Annotated in this window: 17 protein-coding genes; 11 read left to right on the forward strand and 6 right to left on the reverse strand. The window is 64.7% G+C overall.

Annotated elements, in window-relative coordinates; all coding sequences use genetic code 11:
• Nucleotides 1–11 precede the first annotated feature (11 nt).
• From AC5RUU_RS09185 to AC5RUU_RS09205, 5 genes are all read right to left on the reverse strand, one after another.
• Nucleotides 12–1,487, reverse strand: a complete 1,476-nt coding sequence (locus AC5RUU_RS09185) for a protein adenylyltransferase SelO (protein WP_493974886.1) — start codon at nt 1,485–1,487, stop codon at nt 12–14.
• Complete coding sequence (locus tag AC5RUU_RS09190; RefSeq protein ID WP_493974887.1) at nt 1,484–2,926, reverse strand: APC family permease; 1,443 nt, start codon at nt 2,924–2,926, stop codon at nt 1,484–1,486. The genes AC5RUU_RS09185 and AC5RUU_RS09190 overlap by 4 nt, the downstream gene beginning before the upstream one ends.
• Nucleotides 2,927–3,020: 94 nt before the next feature.
• Entirely contained in the window at nt 3,021–3,950 is a 930-nt protein-coding gene (locus tag AC5RUU_RS09195; protein ID WP_493974888.1) for a ribonuclease Z, read from the reverse strand.
• Nucleotides 3,951–4,300: 350 nt separating this feature from the next.
• Entirely contained in the window at nt 4,301–4,732 is a 432-nt protein-coding gene (locus tag AC5RUU_RS09200) for a hypothetical protein (protein WP_493974889.1), read from the reverse strand.
• 91 nt (nt 4,733–4,823) lie between these two features.
• A complete protein-coding gene (locus AC5RUU_RS09205; protein WP_493974890.1) occupies nt 4,824–5,036 on the reverse strand; it encodes a hypothetical protein in 213 nt (70 codons plus the stop codon).
• Nucleotides 5,037–5,411: 375 nt separating this feature from the next.
• On the opposite strand from AC5RUU_RS09205, the gene AC5RUU_RS09210 reads away from it, so the two are divergent.
• From AC5RUU_RS09210 to AC5RUU_RS09255, 10 genes are all read left to right on the forward strand, one after another.
• The gene (locus tag AC5RUU_RS09210) at nt 5,412–6,284 is read left to right on the forward strand and encodes a universal stress protein (protein WP_493974891.1); all 873 of its coding nucleotides are present in this window, start codon (nt 5,412–5,414) and stop codon (nt 6,282–6,284) included.
• Nucleotides 6,285–6,343: 59 nt separating this feature from the next.
• Nucleotides 6,344–6,874 carry a hypothetical protein gene (locus AC5RUU_RS09215; RefSeq protein ID WP_493974892.1) on the forward strand — a complete coding sequence of 177 codons (531 nt, stop codon included), beginning with the start codon at nt 6,344–6,346 and terminating at the stop codon, nt 6,872–6,874.
• On the forward strand, nt 6,871–7,065 hold the full coding sequence (locus tag AC5RUU_RS09220) for a hypothetical protein (protein ID WP_493974893.1): 195 nt from the start codon (nt 6,871–6,873) through the stop codon (nt 7,063–7,065). Before AC5RUU_RS09215 ends, AC5RUU_RS09220 begins: the two co-directional genes overlap by 4 nt.
• Nucleotides 7,066–7,120: 55 nt before the next feature.
• Nucleotides 7,121–7,993 (forward strand): HNH endonuclease, encoded by an 873-nt coding sequence (locus AC5RUU_RS09225; RefSeq protein WP_493974894.1) that lies wholly within the window; start codon nt 7,121–7,123, stop codon nt 7,991–7,993.
• A 111-nt stretch (nt 7,994–8,104) separates the two neighbouring features.
• Nucleotides 8,105–9,127, forward strand: coding sequence for a LacI family DNA-binding transcriptional regulator (locus AC5RUU_RS09230; RefSeq protein ID WP_493974895.1), 1,023 nt, complete (start codon nt 8,105–8,107; stop codon nt 9,125–9,127).
• A 143-nt stretch (nt 9,128–9,270) separates the two neighbouring features.
• Entirely contained in the window at nt 9,271–10,563 is a 1,293-nt protein-coding gene (locus AC5RUU_RS09235; protein WP_493974896.1) for a sugar ABC transporter substrate-binding protein, read from the forward strand.
• A 72-nt stretch (nt 10,564–10,635) separates the two neighbouring features.
• Nucleotides 10,636–11,613, forward strand: coding sequence for a carbohydrate ABC transporter permease (locus AC5RUU_RS09240; RefSeq protein ID WP_493974897.1), 978 nt, complete (start codon nt 10,636–10,638; stop codon nt 11,611–11,613).
• A 1-nt stretch (nt 11,614) separates the two neighbouring features.
• Nucleotides 11,615–12,493: a carbohydrate ABC transporter permease gene (locus AC5RUU_RS09245; RefSeq protein ID WP_493974898.1), complete on the forward strand. Its 879-nt coding sequence runs from the start codon at nt 11,615–11,617 to the stop codon at nt 12,491–12,493.
• Between the two features lie 7 nt (nt 12,494–12,500).
• The gene (locus AC5RUU_RS09250) at nt 12,501–14,033 is read left to right on the forward strand and encodes a glycoside hydrolase family 32 protein (protein WP_493974899.1); all 1,533 of its coding nucleotides are present in this window, start codon (nt 12,501–12,503) and stop codon (nt 14,031–14,033) included.
• A 90-nt stretch (nt 14,034–14,123) separates the two neighbouring features.
• On the forward strand, nt 14,124–14,594 hold the full coding sequence (locus AC5RUU_RS09255) for a VOC family protein (RefSeq protein ID WP_493974900.1): 471 nt from the start codon (nt 14,124–14,126) through the stop codon (nt 14,592–14,594).
• 26 nt (nt 14,595–14,620) lie between these two features.
• On the opposite strand, the gene AC5RUU_RS09260 is transcribed toward AC5RUU_RS09255, so the two are convergent.
• Nucleotides 14,621–14,893: a hypothetical protein gene (locus tag AC5RUU_RS09260; RefSeq protein ID WP_493974901.1), complete on the reverse strand. Its 273-nt coding sequence runs from the start codon at nt 14,891–14,893 to the stop codon at nt 14,621–14,623.
• 344 nt (nt 14,894–15,237) lie between these two features.
• Here AC5RUU_RS09260 and AC5RUU_RS09265 point away from each other — a divergent pair, with 344 nt between their 5' ends.
• Complete coding sequence (locus tag AC5RUU_RS09265; RefSeq protein ID WP_493974902.1) at nt 15,238–17,106, forward strand: vWA domain-containing protein; 1,869 nt, start codon at nt 15,238–15,240, stop codon at nt 17,104–17,106.
• Nucleotides 17,107–17,113: the final 7 nt, after the last annotated feature.

Raw genomic sequence — 17,113 nt, forward strand, 5'->3', positions numbered from 1 at the left:
GCCCGCCCGGGCTAGGTCCCGCAGAACGTCATGTACTCGCCGAAGTCTTCAGGCGCGCCTTCGGTGTAGCGCTCCAGTCCGGGGCGCTCGTCATAGGGGGCACTTACGGCTTCAAGGAGCCGGGTGAACGGGTCCAGGTCCCCGCCGGTGGCGGCGGCGAGCGCCTCTTCCACGAGGTGGTTTCGCGGAATGTACAGCGGGTTCACCCGGTCCATCCGGTCAGCGTCGGGATTCAGGGACTGCCAGCGTTCAGCCCAGGCATCGAATGCGGCGAGGTCCAGGACCATGCCGCGCACGGGGCGGACGTTGCCTCGCGCTGCCTTACCAAGGTTGCGGAAGAACTGGGTATAGTCCACGGGGCCGTCCTTCAGAATAGCAACCACCCCGTCCACCAGTTCGGATGCGGCTTCGGCCTGGGCACTTCCGGGCTCGCTGTGCGGGAGGCCCAGCTTGGTTTTCATTCCGGTGAACCAGGCGTCACTGTACTGCCTGCGGAATTCGCCCAGTGCCTCCACAGCGGGGGGAACGGCCTGTTCCTGGTCCTCGTTGATGAGCGGGAGGATCGCCTCGGCGAGCCGGGCCAGGTTCCATTCGGCGATGACCGGCTGGTTTGCGTAGGCGTACCGTCCGCCCACATCGATGGAGCTGTAGACGGCGGCCGGGTTGAACGCGTCCATGAAAGCGCACGGCCCGTAGTCGATGGTCTCGCCGGAGATGGTCATGTTGTCCGTATTCATGACGCCGTGGACGAAGCCCACCAGCATCCATTGCGCCACCAGGGATGCCTGCGCGGACACCACTGCCCCGAAGAGCGCCAAATAGGGATTCTCGGCCTCGGCCGCAGCGGGATAATGCCGGCTGATGGCATGGTCGGCCAGGCGGCGCAGGAGTTCCAGGTTGTCCGTGGCCCTTGCATACTGGAAACTTCCCACCCGCAAGTGGCTGCTGGCCACGCGGGCCAAAACTGCTCCTGGCAGCATGTCATCCCTGCGCACCGGCCGTCCGGTGCCCACGACAGCGAGCGACCGGGTGCTGGGAATGCCCAGCGCGTGCATTGCCTCGCTGACCAGGTACTCCCGGAGCATTGGTCCGACGACGGCGCGTCCGTCGCCTGCCCGCGCAAAGGGCGTGCGGCCGGAGCCTTTGAGGTGGATGTCCCGCAGGTGGCCCCTGGTGTCCACGATCTCGCCGAGAAGAAGGGCGCGCCCGTCACCGAGCAGGGGTGAGTAGCCCCCGAACTGGTGCCCGGCATACGCCTGGGCCACCGGCGCCGCACCCTCCGGCACATGGTTGCCCAGGAGGAGGCGTACGCCCTCTGGGCTGCGCAGGTAGCCGGCGTCGAGTCCGAGCTCCTCCGCCAGCGCCTCGTTGAGGACCAGGAGCTGAGGTTCCGGTGCTTCCTCCGCCCGCCAGGGAACGGCCATTTCTGCCAGTTCCCTTGCGAACCGGCTGTCGAAAGTTACCGTCGATTCTGCAGCGGCAGTCATGTGTTTACCCTATCCTTCTCATTGGTGCGCCGGTTGATCAGCCAGGTGACCAGCCACAGGACCACCCCGAGGGCCATCAGCCCGCCGGCTATCTGGTACTGGATCTCGTTCCGTCCCACCCATGGTCCGGCAAGGAAGCCGCACAGGATGGCCGCCACCAGGGGCAGTGGACCGGGCGAGGTGAAGAATACCTTGCGGTTGGGGTCCCGCTTCCGCCGCAGCACCAGGCAGGCCACGTTGACCACGGTGAAAACGCACAGCAGCAGGAACGCCGTGGTGCCGGACAGGTTGGCCACAATGTTGCTCTCGGGATCGCTGGTCACGTAGAGGATGAGCCCCAGGGCCAGGATGGTGGAGAAGGCAATGCCTGCCCAGGGGGTGCGGCGGACCGGCAGGACTTTGCCCAGCGGACGCGGCAGGACGTGCTGGCGGGCCATGCCGTAAATGAGCCGGCTGGCCATGAGCATGTTGATCAGCGCAGTATTGGCGACAGCGAAGACTGCCAGGAACGGGAAAACCCTGTCAATGGGGAAGTCCGGGGAGCCTTTGTGCACCACTTCAAGGAGCGCCGCACCCTCGGCCTCCCGGATTCCTTCCAGCTCGGTGGGTGTGAGCACACTGACCACGGATACCGCCACCAGCATGTACAGGAGCACCGCGATGCCCAGGCCGGTCAGCATTGTCCGGGGGAAGATCCGCTCCGGATTCCGGGTTTCCTCCACCATGTTCACGGAGTCCTCAAAACCCACCATGGCGAAGAACGCGATGGACGTTGCGGCCGTAACGGCGAGGAACATGCCCTTGTCCTGGTAGTCATTGAAGACGAAAATTTCGCCGGGGTTGCCCGTGCCTTGGGCCATGACGAAAAACCCCACACCGATCACGATGCACAGCGCCACCATCTCCACCACGGTGAGCACCACATTGAACTTGACGCTCTCCCCCACACCGCGGAGGTTGATGGCTGCGAGGATGAGCATGAATGCGAGCGCCACGGCGGTGATGACGCCCCGTCCGGGATCGCCCATGACGCCGTTGACTTCCAACCCGCCAAAAAAGTTTTGCGCCAGGACGTTGGCCGAGGTTGAAGCGCTGGTAATGCCGGAGCAGACCACTGCGAAGGCCACCAGGAACGTGACGAAGTGAATACCGAATGCCTTGTGCGTATACAAGGCGGCACCGGCGGCCTGGGGATACTGCGTGACCAGCTCAAGGTAGGAGAACGCGGTCAGCGTTGCCACCACGAACGCGAGCAGGAACGGCAGCCAGACGATGCCTCCCACCGTCCCGGCCATGGTGCCGGTCACCGCGTAGACGCCGGCGCCAAGGATGTCCCCCACGATGAACAGCAGGAGGAGTTTGGGGCCCAGGACCCGCTTGAGTTCAGGTTCCTTGCCTTCGGGAGTTACGTCATACACTTCTTCTGAAGTTGCGCTCATTAGTGACCTCCACAGCAGATGGGGCGGCGTGGCTTGTAAGGGCCCTGCCCCCGGAATTTCACTCTGAACCTCCCGCCCAACTTTGGCAATAACCTCATCGCTGCGCCTGCTCGCCTGCAGGGACGGTGGTAACAGGCCACCGCCGCCGCTGCGGAAAACCAATGCGCTGCAGGTCGGAGGCAGCCAGCACCGTTGCCTTCCCGGCACGTGCGGCTGCCTGCCCGGCGAGGGGCGTTACGTCGTCGCCATAGCGTGACGAGAAGTGCGTCAGCACGAGGGTGCCGGCGCCGCCCCGGCCAGCCAGTTCCCCGGCCTGCCCGGCGGTGAGGTGGCGGTACTGGCGTGCCAGCCCCGCGTCGTCGTCGCTGAAGGTCGACTCGGCAACAAGCAGATCGACGCCGTCGGCCAGTTCGTCCGCGCCCGCACACATTGCTGTGTCCATCACGAAGGCGAATTTCTGGCCCGGCCGCGGGATGCTCACCTCGTCCAGGCGGACGCCGGCCAGGGTGCCTTCGCGTTGCAGCAGGCCGACGTCGGGCCCTGCGATTCCCGCACCCGCCAGTCGGTCCGGCAGCAGCGTCCGGCCATCAGGTTCCGTGAGCCGGTAGCCGTAAGTCTCCACCCGGTGCTTCAACGGCCGGACCTCAAGCCCGTCGGCGATGGCTCCTGGACCGGAGTGCGGATGCAGCCGCAGATCAATGCCGGGAGAGCTGACGGACACGAGGGCCTGAACCACATCCCCGCCCGAGGCCGGGTAATGCAGATGGACGGGATGCGGCACGCCGTCCAGGGCCATCCGGGAAAGGACTCCGGGCAGACCGTAACAGTGGTCGCCATGGACGTGGGTCAGGCAGATCCTGGTGATCTGGGTTGCCGGGACGCCGGCGTGGATCATTTGGCGCTGGATTCCCTCTCCCGGATCGAAGAGCAGGCCCTCGCCGTCCCAGCGCAGGAAGTATCCGTTATGGTTCCGGGTCCGGGTGGGAACCTGGGACGCGGTGCCCAGGACGACGAGTTCGCGCATGTTTCAGAGGACAAAAAGCAGGTTCCGGACGTATCCGGGACCTGCTTCCTGGCTTTTGTGGTCTTAGTGCCGCTTGAGCATTCCCATGATTTTGTGGGCCATGCCCCCGGTCCTGCCGGCTCCCGTTGCGTGCGGGGTTCGCCTGGTGGCGTTCAGCCCGGACCCGCGAACTGTTCCGCTGGTGCCCGGCCTGCCTGAGAATCGTCCAGCGGCATTCCTGATCATGCTTCCCAAGTTCATGTGAAACTCCCTAAGTTCTGATCTGCCGACTGATATTCATCAGTCTGCTTATCATCTTAGCCTTGATCCCGTTTTCGGGTAGGTGCAAGGCGCATGCAATCCGTCGGCTGTCAGCGCTCCAGGTCCTCAGGATCGAACTCGCTGAGTGGAGACCCGCCGAAGTTCTCCGTGTCGTCGCTGCCTTCAGCCTCGGCGCCGGTCGGGTTTTCGCCGAAGTCGACATCGGCAACCGCTTCGCCAAGGGTGGGTGCATCCGGCGGCACCTGCTCGTCGCCGGCGTTATACCGGGCCTCCGCCGTCTCATCGCGCAGCGTCTGATCGCTTAGGAAGTCCTCTTCCTCGCCCGAAACAGCCTCCCCCTGGAGGAGCGGGTCCTCCTGCCAGCGGTCAGGGTTGTTCTCGGCCGCGCCGGGGTAGCTGTCCGGTTCACCGTTGACGGGGTCCAGTTCAAGGGATGCGGCGGCGCCGGGGGCTTCATCGAGGAGCACGTCGTTTTCCTCGATCACTTCGAGTTCGTCATCGGGGAGGTTCTGGTCGGTCATGGTGATGCCTTTCTTGTGAACGGCCGGTCGAACATTAGTAAGCATACTGACGAACGGGCCTGGATGTGAACAAGCACCCGTACTGCCTGTATCAGTGGAGGAGCCAGGAGCCGTCCTGTGGCGGTTCCGGCTTCCTGCGTATCTTGCGGATCAGGATAAGGAATGGCCACGCCAGCAATCGCAGCAGTCCAGCTGCCAGGAGCAGTCCGACCACGAGGACAAGAACCGGCGAATACAGCAGGAATACGCCGATCATGGCAGTGATATAGCCCCCGATCAGGGCCAGAAGCGTCCCAGGTTCCATGGGAACTCCTCTAATGTTTGAAAGTTGGGATGGCGGTGTCGCTCAAGAATGGATGCTTCCCCCGGACAGCGGGCACTGTGTTTCCGAAGAGGACGGTGCCAGCCCCGGGCAGCGGCGGCGCCCCAAGTGCGGGCGGAACAATCAGGTACTAGGGGAGTTCGCGCTGCTGCTAAGCATCCCTCCGGAATGCCGGGGAAATTTCACCCGTCGTGCACTGTGACCGCATACTTCCTAACGGTCATCCAAGAGTACGCCCCTGTCCTCTGGCGAGGAAGGAGCACCCGGTGCACTTGACGTAGTCGCCTAAAATTCGTGGCAGAAGCGGCTATCAGGCAGGGCCCCTGACTGGAGCCCTTGAAGCCGAAAGTCCCGCTGATGGGGAGCGCGAAAGACATGCAGGAAACGGGATCCATCATCACTGGCTACGACGGTTCGGCCGAGGCTGCAGGGGCCGTGCGGTGGGCGGCACACCAGGCGCGGCTCCGGGACTGTCGGCTCCATGTTGTGTACTGCTCCATCTGGCCCCTGCTGACGAGGAACCTTGGTCCCGTCCCCGGTGTCGCGGACAGCGGGCTGGAACGGGCAGCCGAAGCCGTCCTCGAGGAAGGCCTGGCGATCGCCGAAGCTGCGGCTCCGGAGCTCGACGTCGATTCAACACTGGTCCACGGACTGCCCGCCTCCCACCTGGTCGCGATATCGGCCGCCCATGAAATGCTCGTGGTGGGAAGCCGCGGGCTCGGCGGATTCCTCGGGCTGATGGTGGGATCGGTGAGCCTCGAAGCCGCAGCCACGGCAGCCTGCCCGGTAGCGGTCATACGTTCCGATCTGCACCCGGACGGCCCAGTCGTTGTCGCCGTCGGCAGATCGGGTTCCCCCACGGCACTCGAAGATGCCTGCGCCATTGCCCTGGCGTATCGTGCACCCCTCAGCATCATTCACGTTCATCACACACCCGCCGGTTACGTGAACCGGGGCCAGGCCGGGGGCGAAGCTGCCGCCGGGGCAGTTCTTGATGCCGCTGTCAGACGTGCCCGGACCCTCGCGCCCACTATTCCGCTCAAGGGCAGCGTTGTTGCTGACACTTCTGTGCCCCATGCGATTGTCCAGGCTTCGGAAGATGCACGGATAGTGGTTGTGGGCACCAAAGGCCACGGATTCCTCCGGGAAACCATTGGTTCAATCGCCCATGCTGTCCTTCACCACGCGCGGGGACCGGTCCTCATCTCACGGCGCAACCCAGGCCGCTGAGGCACGGTGTCCCGCCTGCCTCAACTGCCTGCGTCCACCCCCCGGCCTATGCTGGTCGAATGACTCCCTCCCCGTCCCCCGCCCCGGTTGATGTCATAGTTCATTCGGGGCCGGCTGATTGGTGGGTAATCCTTGCGGGACTGGGTCCCCTGGCCGTGCTCATCGCCGCCCTGCTGGCCTTTTACATCAACTGGCGAACTCTCAAGCAACGCACCCTGGCGGACAAGACGGCGCTCGATCAGAAGCGGGAAGCGGACGCCCAGGCCCTTAGGCAGAAGACGGAAGCGGACAGCCGTGCCGAATGGTGGCGGCGGACTCAATGGGCGCTGGACCGGGCGCTGGACCAGGATGAAGGGACGAAGGCCCTGGGGCTGGCAACGCTGGATGTCCTGGCCCGGAGTGAACTTGCACGCACCGAGGAGCTCGAGTTGTTCGACATCGCCTGGAAAAGCGTCTCCGGTGACGAGAACGGAGACGACGTGATGCAGGAAGTCGAGCCCGACCAGGAGGCAGCCTTCGTGGACGCAGCTGACAACATGGGCGAGAATGGAACGACGGACCAAGACAAGACCAAGGAGGTTGGGCCATGAGCGCAGCGTCGCCCGAACACCGGTTTGTCCATACTCCGCGAAACACCGCCGCCAAGCCGGCCAAGAAAAAGGTGACCCCCGCCGAGCACCGCGTGCAGGTGGCAGCTGCCAGGCTGCGCGTCACCCTGGACGAGCGTCTGGGCCGCGAAACGCCGGCAAAGACCAAGGCGCTGGCAAAGGAACCCATCTAGATCGCCCTGTGCAGGCTGTGACGGTCCGCACGCCAAGACCTGGATTTGATGACCCATGGCCGCAGTGATTCTGGGATGGAACGCCAGGCAGTGGAACCGCTGGAACTACCGCGCCGCCGTCGAACAAGTCCTGCAAACCGGCCGTTTCCTGGACCGGTGGGACGTTGGCAGCGGGCGGAACATCGGACCGGGGACGGAAGCCTGGCTGCTTTTCCAGGGCGGCAGTGATGCCCGCAGCGGCCTGATAGGCCACGGCACCGTGGCCTCGGAAGCCTTCCAGACCGGGGACCTCCCTGTTGCCCGCACAGCCAGGCGGTATGCAAGTATCGCCTTTGATGCGTTCCTGCCCCTTGGCGAGCAGATACACCTGGACTTGCTGGCCACCGCCGCTCCGGACATCCAATGGGCCGATGCGCTCTCCGTCGAAATCCTGTCCGTTCCGCCGTCGTCGGAACCGGACCTCCGCCGGCTCTGGCGGGACCTGGGCCCCACGGCCCTTGATCCCAACGACGTCGTCCCCGGGACTTACCCGCCCGATGCAGTCAGCACCATCGACACCAACCGCTACGAACGGGACCCCGACGCCCGCCGGGTCTGCCTGGCATTCCATGGCACGGCATGCGCGGCTTGCGGCTTCTCCTTCGAAGCCGGCTACGGCGAGATTGGCAACGGATTCATCCACGTCCACCACACCGTGCCGGCGTCCCGGCTGGAAAGTGGCTACGAGCTGGACCCGGTGGCGGACCTCGTTCCACTCTGCGCCAACTGCCACGCCATGGTGCACCGCGACACCGGCACGCCGCGGACCGTCCAGGAACTCCGGAGCATCATCTCCGCCGCGGGCCACTTGGGCGGTGAGGTGGTGACTGAGTCCGCCTTGGAAGCGCAGGCGGACGCCAGGCGCATCCTCGATGGGCGCCGCGACTGACCGGTCGGCCGCCGCACTGGACACGAAAGCACCGCACCCCCTTGACGGGGGCAAAACGTTTTGCATATAGTGATGCAGACAACACAAAACGTTTTGCAAAGGAAAGTGTCAATGGCGACCAAGGTGAACATACGTGACGTGGCGAAGGCTGCCGGCGTCTCCGTGACCACGGTGTCGCATGCCCTCAGCGAAGCGCACAGCTCGCGGGTCAACGCACAAACCGTACAGCACATCAAGGCGGTAGCCGGCGACCTCGGCTACGCACCAAACCGCCTGGCCAGCGGACTGCGCAACCAGCGCTCCCAGATCCTCGGCCTGGTGAGCGACGAGATCACCACCACCCCTTTCGCCGGCGCCATGATCCAGGGCGCACAGGACGCCGCCTCCGAGAAGGGCCACCTGCTGATGGTGGTCAACTCCGGCCTGGACAACGACCTGGAGAGGCACGAGATCCGGGCACTGCAGCAGCATCAGGTGGACGGCATCATCTACGCCCGCATGTACAACCAGCTGGTGTCCGTCCCCGAGGAGCTCCAGGGAACGCCCACCATCGTTTTGGATGCCAGCACGGACAACCCCGGAGTTTCCTCCGTGGTGCCGGATGAGTTCGGTGCCGGCAAGGCTGCCGCCGAACTGCTGGTCAGCGCAGGCCACCGCAGAATCGCCATGATCAACAATGAGGACGATATTCCCGCAGCCCACGAACGGCTCGCCGGCTTCCAAGCGGGCCTTGCCGGCCACGGCCTGGGACTGCAGGCGGAACGCCTGCTGGCCGGACATCCGAGCACGAAGGGGGGCCGGGACGCGGCGCTGCAGCTGCTGTCCCGGACGGAACGGCCCACGGCGCTGTTTTGCTTCAGCGACCAGATGGCCATGGGCGCCTACCAGGCCGCCGGCCACCTTGGCCTGAAAGTTCCGGCGGACGTCTCCGTTGTGGGGGTAGACAACCTGGAGCTCATCGCAGACGGCCTCTGGCCGGGCCTGTCCACGATGGCACTCCCCCACTACGAGATGGGCCGGTGGGCTGTCCTCAAACTGCTGGACGAGCTCGAGAATCCAGGGGCACCCCGGGTGCACGAAAAGATCCCCTGCCCGCTCATTGCAAGAAATTCTGTCGCGCCGCCCCAGGGCTGACGGCAGGTGCCCGGCCAGCGTGCCGGCCGCACAGGCATAACGCCACCCATGCTTCACAAAAACGGGAACGCAGCCGTTGCAGCGGCCGCGTTCCCTGCAGGACCCTCCATCAATCCCCGCTGTCCAAGCAGAAAGACTGACCCATGAACAAGAAGCTCACCAAGGTCCTGGCGACCAGCATAGCCGCCGTCGCCCTCACTGCCACCCTCGCCGGCTGCGGCAAGGGCAGTGCTTCCTCCTCCACGGAAGGATCCGGCGAGATTGCCCTCTGGACCCACAACGCCGGCAATCCCGACGAACTGGCCGCAGTCCAGAAAATCGTCGACTCCTACAACGGCAGCCAGGACAAAGTGAAAATCAAGGTCCAGGCTTTCCCGCAGGACTCGTACAACGACTCGGTGGTCTCCGCCGCCGCTGCCGGCAACCTCCCCTGCATCGTGGACATTGACGGCCCGAACGTGCCCAACTGGGCCTGGGCCGGGTACCTGAAGCCGCTCGAACTCGACACTGACCTTTCCACGCACCTTCCCAGCACCGTGGCTGAATGGGATGGAAAGCCCTACGCCGTGGGCTACTACGACGTAGCACTTGCCATGATGGCCCGCGCCTCGGACCTGGAAGCCGCCGGCGTGCGCGTCGCCACCATGGAGCAGCCCTGGAGCAAGGAAGAGTTCCAGGACGCCCTCACCAAGCTCAAGGCCCTGGGCAAGTGGGAGCACCCGCTGGACCTTGGCACGGCCGGCACCGGTGAATGGCTGCCGTACGCCTACTCCCCCTTCCTGCAGTCCTTCGGTGGCGACCTGGTGAACAGGGACGGCTTCCAGAGTGCGGAGGGTGTCCTAAACGGCGAGAAGGCGGTGCAGTGGGCCGACTGGTTCCGCGGCCTGGCCGATCAGGGTTTCATGGCCAAGAAGAGCGGCAAGGACTCCACCCAGGACTTCCTGAACAACAAGAGCGCGATCGTCTACACCGGTTCATGGGCCGCGGACAAGGCCAAGGCCGCGCTCGGGGACGACCTCGTGGTCATGCCGCCGGTGGATCTCGGCGAGGGCCCGAAGATCGGCGGCGCATCCTGGCAGTGGGGCGTGACCAGCGGCTGCAGCAACACCGAAGCCGCCATGGACTACCTCTCCTACTCCCTGAAGCCTGAGAACATCGCCGCTGTGGCCAAGGCCACCGGCGCAATTCCCGCCAGCGAGGAGGCCGCGGCGCAACTCCCCGCTTTCGCCGAGGGCGGCGCCAACCGGATCTTCATGGACTTCTCCCGGGAGTACGCCGTGATGCGGCCCGAGACGCCGGCCTACCCCTTCATCGCCACCGAGTACGGCAAGGCCGTCCAGGACATCCTGAACGGCGCCGACGCGAAATCCATCCTGGATAACGCTGTGAAGGCGATCGACGCCAATATCAAGTCCAACGGCGGCTACAAGAACTAGCCGGAGCTCCGGAGGGGCCACGGTGCCTATGCCCGCAACCCCTCCGGCAGCCCTATCGACGAAAGACTCCTCATGGCAACTGTTCCCCTTCCCACCCGCCCACGTCCTGCCACCCCGGAAACCGCGCTGCCGCCGTCGAACGACACAGGCAAGATACGCCCCGCTCACCGCCGGCCCGGCTTCCGCCGTGAGCAGCTCAGCGGCTGGGGCATGATCGCACCGGCGGCGCTGCTGCTGCTGGCCTTCATCTTCATCCCGGCTATCCTCGGCTTCGGCCTGGCCTTCACCAACGCACGGCTCATCTCGCCGCGTCCGGTCGAATTCGTCGGCGTGGAAAACTTCACCCGGCTCTTCTCGGACCCGACGTTCTACCGTGCCCTGCTGAACGTCGCCTACTTCACCGTGGTCATTGTGCCGGTGCAGTCCGGCCTGGCCCTGGTCTTGGCGCTGCTCATCAACAAGAAGTTCCGCGGCGTGAACTTCTTCCGGACCGTGTACTTCCTGCCCGTGGTCACCTCCATGGTGGTGGTCTCGCTGCTCTGGCTGTTCATGTACCGCAAGGACGGCCTGATCAACGAGATCCTCTCCGCCGTCAGCTTCGGCCTGATCGACGGCCCCGACTGGCTCGGCGACCCGAACACCGCAATGCCGGCGATCATCATCCTGTCCATTTGGCAGGCCGCCGGCTTCCACATGATCATCTGGCTCGCCGGGCTGCAGGGCATCTCCGGCGAACTGTATGAGGCGTCGCAGCTGGACGGCACCAGCCGGTGGCAGCAGTTCCGCTACGTCACGTGGCCCGGCCTCTTCCACACCCGCAGCCTGGTCCTGGTCACCATCACCATCCAGGCCCTTGGCCTCTTCGACCAGATCAGCGTCATGACCCAGGGCGGCCCGATGGACTCGACCACCACCATCATTTACGAGGCGGTCCAGTCCGGCTACCGGCAGCAGGAGACCTCCTACGCCTCCGCCATCTCGCTGGTGTTCTTCGTCCTCGTGCTGATCGTCTCCGCGGTGCAGCGCCACCTCACCCGGGAGAAAGACTGACATGAAAAACCAAGCGCTCCTCAAAAGCACCGGCACAATGCTGGTTCGGATCCTCTTCGCCGTCGTCGCTGCGTTCCCCATCGTCTTCATGCTGGTGTCCTCACTGAAGCCGGACCAGCAGATCTTCGGCGACATGTCCTCCCTGGCCGCATTCCTGCCGGTGGGCAACATCTCCCTCGACAACTACGCGGCGGTCTTCGACCGTGTCCCCGCCGCCCGGTTCCTGCTCAACTCGGTGGGCGTCTCCGCCGTCACGGTCATCCTGGGCATTTTCGTCAACAGCCTCTGCGCCTTCGCCTTGTCGCGGATGCAGGTCCGGGGCAAGAAGATCGTGTTCACCGCGATCCTGGCCACCCTGATTGTCCCGTTCCAGACGCTCGCGCTGCCGCTGGTGTGGTGGGTCAACCAGCTCCCGTACTTCGAGCTGAACGGCTTCAGCCTCGAATTGTCCAAAGGCTGGCTGGACACCTACCAGGTCCAGATCATTCCCTTCATCGCCAACGCCTTCTCCATCTACCTGTTCCACCAGTACTTCGAATCCATTCCCAAGGAACTGGACGAGGCAGCACGCATCGACGGAGCCGGCTGGTTCAAGATCTACCGCCAGGTGGTCATGCCGCTGTCCGGCCCCGCGACCGCCACGGTGGCCATCCTGACCTTCCTGCCCGCGTGGAACTCCTACCTCTGGCCGCTCATGGTGGTCCAGTCCGAGGAACTGCGGCCGGTGATGATCGGCATCCAGTACTTCTTCCAGCTGAACGTTTCCTGGGGCGAGGTGATGGCGTACGCGTCCCTCATCACCGTTCCCGTGGTGGTGCTCTTCATCGCCTTCCAGCGTTCCTTCGTCAACAGCATCGCCTCCAGCGGCGTAAAGGGTTGAACCAAACATGAATTCATTGACGACGGCGGCCAGCACCCCCGCGGCCGCCTCCACAGCTCCCTCAAGGGACCAGTTCCGGCCCGAATGGCACTACTCGGCTGCAAACAACTGGCTCAACGATCCGAACGGCCTGGTCTACCTCAACGGCACCTACCACCTCTTCTACCAGCACAACCCCTTCGGCACGGACTGGGGCAACATGTCCTGGGGCCACGCCACCTCACGGGACCTGCGCCATTGGGAGGAGCAGCCCGTGGCCATCCCCTGCGACGGGCAGGAGGCCATCTTCTCCGGCTCGGCAGTGTTTGATGAGCACAACACCAGCGGCTTCGGCACGGCAGAGACGCCTCCGCTCGTGGCCATCTACACCAGTGCCTACTCCGACGCCGCCCCGCTGGCCGGCCGGCAGGCCCAGTCGCTCGCGTACAGCCTGGACGAAGGCAGGACGTGGACCAAATACCAGGGCAATCCCGTCCTGGACCGCGCCTCGGCGGACTTCCGCGACCCCAAGGTTTTCTGGTACGACGGCGGCGCGGCCAAGTACTGGGTGATGGTGGCGGTCGAGGCGGTGGAGCGGCAAGTGGTGCTGTACAAGTCCGCGGACCTCAAGTCCTGGGAGTACCTGAGCACCTTCGGCCCCGCCAATGCAACCGGCGGAGTGTGGGAGTGCCCGGACCTGTTCGAACTGCCGGTGGACGGCAATCCGGCGGACACGCGATGGGTCCTCATCGTGAACATCAACCCGGGCGGCATTGCCGGCGGCTCAGCGGGGCAGTACTTTGTGGGAGAGTTCGACGGCGTGACGTTCCGGTCCGGATCGACCGTCACCGAGGGACTCCAGAAGGATGGCTCACGCATGCCCCACTACGGCTGGCTGGACTGGGGGCGCGACTACTACGCGGCGGTCTCGTTCAGCAATGTGCCGGACGGGCGGCGGATCATGATCGGCTGGATGAACAACTGGGACTACGCTGCGTTCACGCCCACCGGGGGCTGGCGCAGTGCCATGTCGCTGCCGCGGGAGGTCACGCTCACCCGGGTGGACGGCAGGGTGGTGCTTCGGCAGGAGGCCATCGAACCCCTTGGGGACGCGGGTGGCCCTGGCTTCCGCGTGGGACCGCAGCCCCTGGCATCCGGCGACCTGGAACTCCCGGACGGCGTTGTAGTAGCGCGTATCGACGTCGAATTCCAGCCGGGGAACGCAAGGGCAGTGGGTCTGGTTCTCCGTGCAGGCGGTGCCGAACGAACCGTTCTGACCTATGACGTTGCGGAGGGCACGCTTTCCCTGGACCGGCGGGAGTCAGGAAATACCGGCTTCCACGAAGCATTTCCGTCGGTGGAAGCCGTGGCAGTGCCGCTGCAGGAAGGCCGCCTGCGCCTGCGTGTGTACCTCGACCGGTGCTCGGTGGAAGTCTTCGCCCAGGCTGGGGTCGCCACCATCACGGACCTTGTGTTCCCCGCCGAGGAAAGCACCGGGATGGCGCTCTTCGCCGAAGGTGAGGGCGCGCAGTTCGTGGCGCTCGCCGCCGTCGGCCGGTAGCCCGGGCCAATCCGCGGCCAGCTGGCAAACCGCGTAAAGCACGACCCTGCCCGCTGCTCCTTTAGTGCTGCCAGGGCTTACGGTACAAGCATGACAACGGAAAATGCCGCAGCCCCGGTCCGCCAGCTCCGCCTTGTTGTGGAGGCCGAAGACTATGAGGCGGCCGTGATCTTTTACCGCGATGTGCTGGGCCTCCCAGAAGAGGAAGCCTACGAAGGTGAGGGCGACGCCCGCGTGACAATACTCGATGCCGGACGGGCGACCCTTGAATTGTCCAACCCGGCCCAGGTGAAGCTCATCGACCGGGTGGAGGCGGAAGGTCAGCGCAGCGCCAGGCTCCGGGTGGCTTTCGAGGTGGAGGACACCGCGGCCGTCACGACCCAGCTTGTGGAAGCAGGGGCTGAACTCATTGCCACGCCGCGGGAGACTCCGTGGCGGTCGTTGAATTCCAGGCTCGCCGCGCCGGCCGGACTACAGCTGACGCTGTTCCAGGAACTGGAGCCTAGCGAAGATCGGGTGGCCAATCCGGCTCCAACTGGAATCCACCCAGGTACTTCATGAGGCACATATCCGGCCGGCAGCCCTGACTACTGCCCCGCTGGCGTGGTCCCGAACATCAGGGTCCGCCGCCGCACGTCGTAATAGACGGTTGCCGAACGTTTCAGGAGGCCTTGGAGAACCTCGGCATCCTCAGCGTCGAGCGTCAGCACTTCTTCCCACGCGCCTTGGTCAAGGACCAATTGGAGCGTCCAGGTGCCAGGCTTGCCGGCGTCCCCGGCCACCCAGCTGAACTGGTAATGGTTCACCTGGCGGACTTGGATGCTGTCATCGGTTAGGGGCTGTTTTGGTGCGGGGCTCATGGTCCCCTCCTGTAGTGGTGGGTGGGCGGGCCTTTTGCATAAGCCAAGAACCAATCTAGACCTGGTGCCCAACTTCATCCAGACCCCATCGCATGGGTGGGCCAGGGCGGCCGGATACCGTCCCCTGCCTGCTCTGCATCGCCCGGATCCTAATCCCGAAAAATGCAATCAAGATGTGACACCGAGCACTCACGTTGCGCCCGTCGGGTTTATCCTCGAAGTGCGCATCCAGTTGTTGGGGCAGCCGGACGGGGGCTAGGCGCACCCGCGGTTTGACTGCCGCGGGCCAAGTTTCAATATTTGCATTCACACCGGGAGAACCGGCGGATTCAAAGGAAACAAACATGGGCCGTCGACGCGCAGCAACTGACCCCAGCTATCCACGCTGGGTCTGGATCGCCGCGGCGGCCGCCGTGGCACTTCTCATCATTGGCGGCGGATTCGTGCTGCGGACTGTGATCTTCCCCGCCGAGTCAGGGAAAGATGCGCCTTCGGCCGGGAATGCCAGCCCGCCTGGCGCAGGCGGGCCCCTGGCGCAGGACAATCCTGCCTCCGTCGCCGGAAGCCCTCCCTGCATTTCCTTGAACATCCTCACTTCCCTGGAGAACGCCGACATGGTCCGCGCCCTGGCGGCCGAGTACACGGCGAAACCCCGCAGCGTGGACGGCAAGTGCGTCACCCCGGCAGTGACGCAGGAAAAATCGGGAATCGCTGCCGCCAAGGTCGCGGCGCGCTTCCCGGATGTTGATGCCGCTGACAGGCCCTCAGTCTGGCTGCCGGACTCCTCCGCGTGGTTGCGCATAGCAGGGGAAGGTACGGGCGGAAGCCCTGTCCCCCGCGAGGGAACCAGCCTCGCGCAGAGTGCCGTCGTCGTGGCTATGCCGGAAGCAATGGCCACCACCCTCGGCTGGGACAGCAAACCGCCGTCGTGGTCTGAAGTCTTCAAGACAGCCGAGGACCAGGACATCTGGGAGCGCCTCGGCCACGGCGACTGGGGGAAGTTCAAGTTCGGCAAGGCCAGCCCGCTCATCTCGACATCGGGTTTGATGGCCCTGGCTGCCTCCTACGGTGCCGCCGGCGGCAGCCTGGGAGGACTGGACAGCATGGACCTGGATGCTCCTGCTCTGGTGGAGAAAGTCCGCGCCGTGGAACTGCGCACCAGCCATTACATGGCCACGCCCGAGCATTTCCTGTGGCACGTCAAGGAGGCAGATGACGCCGGGAAGGTCTCGGAATTCCTCTCCGCCGTGATCGTCGATGAGAAATTTGTCTGGGACTACAACCGGGGAGTGGTCAGCGAGGACGGGATAACGAAGCATCCCGGTCCCCCGCCCAACGAGCCCCTCCGCGCCATATACCCCAGCGACGGCGTGCCGGTGTCCGACAACCCCGCAGTAATCCTTGACGGGGAATGGGTGGGGAGCCAGCAACGCCTGGCGGCCGAGGATTTCCTCAAGTTCGCAGTGACGGAACAGGGCCAGGATGTGGTCAAGGCGTCCGGGTACAGGACCCTCCAGGGCAGTCTGGATCCTGGGGTGGCGGGAACCGGACGGTACGCCGAATCGCTCCAGCCGCTGCCACTGCCCAGGGCGGAGGCCCTGGTAGCCATGCAGGACAGCTTCCCCGACGTCCGCAAGCGGGCACGGGCCTTGTTCCTGGTGGACGTATCGGAGTCCATGGTGCAGGAACCTGGAGCAAACAAGCTGCAACGGGCCAAGGATGCCGTTCGCAAGGCGCTGGACCATTTCACGGCTGAGGACGAAGTGGGACTTGCCGCCTTCTCACATGAGGGCGACGGCCCCCTGCTGCCGGGCATCGTCAGCCCGGTAGCCCCGCTGGGAAACAATAAAGAAGACCTCCTCGCCAAGCTCAATGCGCTCCAGGCCGTGGACGCTACGCCTCTTTTCGAGGCGGTGAGCCGCTTCGCCGCTGAACAGGCCAAAGAATACAAAGACTCCTTCATCAACACGATCGTGCTTTTGAGTGACGGCAAGAATGATTCCACCCACCCCGGGGACCTGGGCGGGCTCGCCGAACAGTTGAGCCATCAGAACCATTCGACGCCGGTGCTCGTCTTCACACTCGCTTACGGGCCCGACGCCGACGTTCCCACCCTGCTGGAAATCGCCAGGGCCAGCGGTGCGCACTATTATGACGCGACAGATCCGAACAGGCTCGAGCAGGTGCTCGGCGAACTGGTGACCAGTTTCTAGGCCGGGC

The organism is Arthrobacter sp. K4-10C (assembly GCF_059090085.1).

Coding starts and splice junctions, on each gene's coding strand:
- AC5RUU_RS09185 (WP_493974886.1), bottom strand. CDS start 1,487: ATGACTGCCGCTGCAGAATCGACGGTAACTTTCGACAGCCGGTTCGCA.
- AC5RUU_RS09190 (WP_493974887.1), bottom strand. CDS start 2,926: ATGAGCGCAACTTCAGAAGAAGTGTATGACGTAACTCCCGAAGGCAAG.
- AC5RUU_RS09195 (WP_493974888.1), bottom strand. CDS start 3,950: ATGCGCGAACTCGTCGTCCTGGGCACCGCGTCCCAGGTTCCCACCCGG.
- AC5RUU_RS09200 (WP_493974889.1), bottom strand. CDS start 4,732: ATGACCGACCAGAACCTCCCCGATGACGAACTCGAAGTGATCGAGGAA.
- AC5RUU_RS09205 (WP_493974890.1), bottom strand. CDS start 5,036: ATGGAACCTGGGACGCTTCTGGCCCTGATCGGGGGCTATATCACTGCC.
- AC5RUU_RS09210 (WP_493974891.1), top strand. CDS start 5,412: ATGGGGAGCGCGAAAGACATGCAGGAAACGGGATCCATCATCACTGGC.
- AC5RUU_RS09215 (WP_493974892.1), top strand. CDS start 6,344: ATGACTCCCTCCCCGTCCCCCGCCCCGGTTGATGTCATAGTTCATTCG.
- AC5RUU_RS09220 (WP_493974893.1), top strand. CDS start 6,871: ATGAGCGCAGCGTCGCCCGAACACCGGTTTGTCCATACTCCGCGAAAC.
- AC5RUU_RS09225 (WP_493974894.1), top strand. CDS start 7,121: ATGGCCGCAGTGATTCTGGGATGGAACGCCAGGCAGTGGAACCGCTGG.
- AC5RUU_RS09230 (WP_493974895.1), top strand. CDS start 8,105: ATGGCGACCAAGGTGAACATACGTGACGTGGCGAAGGCTGCCGGCGTC.
- AC5RUU_RS09235 (WP_493974896.1), top strand. CDS start 9,271: ATGAACAAGAAGCTCACCAAGGTCCTGGCGACCAGCATAGCCGCCGTC.
- AC5RUU_RS09240 (WP_493974897.1), top strand. CDS start 10,636: ATGGCAACTGTTCCCCTTCCCACCCGCCCACGTCCTGCCACCCCGGAA.
- AC5RUU_RS09245 (WP_493974898.1), top strand. CDS start 11,615: ATGAAAAACCAAGCGCTCCTCAAAAGCACCGGCACAATGCTGGTTCGG.
- AC5RUU_RS09250 (WP_493974899.1), top strand. CDS start 12,501: ATGAATTCATTGACGACGGCGGCCAGCACCCCCGCGGCCGCCTCCACA.
- AC5RUU_RS09255 (WP_493974900.1), top strand. CDS start 14,124: ATGACAACGGAAAATGCCGCAGCCCCGGTCCGCCAGCTCCGCCTTGTT.
- AC5RUU_RS09260 (WP_493974901.1), bottom strand. CDS start 14,893: ATGAGCCCCGCACCAAAACAGCCCCTAACCGATGACAGCATCCAAGTC.
- AC5RUU_RS09265 (WP_493974902.1), top strand. CDS start 15,238: ATGGGCCGTCGACGCGCAGCAACTGACCCCAGCTATCCACGCTGGGTC.